Annotated in this window: 1 protein-coding gene; it reads left to right on the top strand. The window is 62.2% G+C overall.

The window, feature by feature from the left end:
* Positions 1-218: 218 nt before the first annotated feature.
* Positions 219-1315: RecQ family ATP-dependent DNA helicase (locus MAXJ12_RS26600; protein ID WP_008839199.1), on the top strand; the 1097-nt coding region annotated here is incomplete at its 3' end.

Below are 1315 nucleotides of genomic sequence, written 5' to 3' on the forward strand. Positions count from 1 at the left end.
CTTCCAATAAATTCAGTACCTTGCCGTTTATGGACGGGCACTAGCCTAGCGCCACAACCCGCCGGAGGGGAATGCCAGAAACTTGACGCCTGCTTCACCTCCTTGCCATGCCGGCGCTGAGCGCCCCAATCCGACGGTGGGCTCTCCTGTCGGGTGCAAAAAGAAAATCCGGCTGTTATGAACGGCTAATAGTTTCATCCCTTTGCCAGCCGGTCCATATGACGCCCGCCCCCTTGCATCTCCTCAAGACAGTCTACGGCTATGACGCTTTTCGCGGGGGGCAGGCGGAGATCATCGATCATGTGATCGCCGGCAACGACGCTTTCGTGCTGATGCCCACGGGGAGCGGCAAATCGCTCTGCTACCAAATCCCCGCCCTGTGCCGGCCCGGCCTGGGGCTTGTCGTCTCGCCGCTGATCGCTCTGATGGACGACCAGGTGGCTGCGCTGTGCCAGGCGGGGGTCAGGGCCGCTGCGCTCAATTCCTCCCTGGCCACCGGCGAGAGGACGGACATCTGGCGCGCCATTGAGACGGGAACACTCGATCTTCTCTACGTCGCGCCGGAAACGCTGCTGAGGCCTGACACTCTGAAGCGGCTCCACAACGTTCCGCTCTCCCTCATCGCGATCGACGAGGCACATTGCCTGTCGCAATGGGGGCATGATTTCCGGCCCGAATATCGCCGGCTCGATTGCCTGGCCGAACTATTTCCCCACGCACCGCGCATGGCGCTTACCGCCACTGCCGATGCCCCTACGCGCGCCGAGATCGTCCACCATCTGGGAATCAGCGCGGAAAACAGCTTTGTCACCGGCTTCGACCGGCCCAACATCCGCTATCGAATTGCCGAGAAAGAGGGCCCAAGCAGGCAGATGCTGTCCTTTCTGGAGCCGCGCAAGGGCGAAAGCGGCATTATCTACTGCCTCTCCAAGCGCAAGACGGAGGAGACTGCCGCTTTACTCAATGAGCGCGGCTTTCCCGCACTCGCCTATCATGCGGGGCTAGACAAGGCGGTGCGCGCGGCCAACCAGACCCGCTTCCAGCGCGAAGAAGGCATCGTCATGGTCGCCACCACCGCCTTCGGCATGGGGATCGACAAGCCCGATGTGCGCTTTGTTTTCCATCTCGACCTGCCTGGCAGCATCGAGGCCTATTACCAGGAGACCGGCCGGGCCGGGCGCGACGGCCTACCTGCGGAAGCGCTGATGCTCTACGGCTATGAGGACATAGCCCTGCGCACCCGCTTCATCGACGAATCGGATGCGCCGGAGCAGCGCAAGCACATGGAGAGGCAGAAGCTCGACGCTCTTCTTGG

It is taken from the genome of Mesorhizobium alhagi CCNWXJ12-2, from assembly GCF_000236565.1.
GTDB classification, from domain to species: Bacteria; Pseudomonadota; Alphaproteobacteria; order Rhizobiales; family Rhizobiaceae; genus Allomesorhizobium; species Allomesorhizobium alhagi.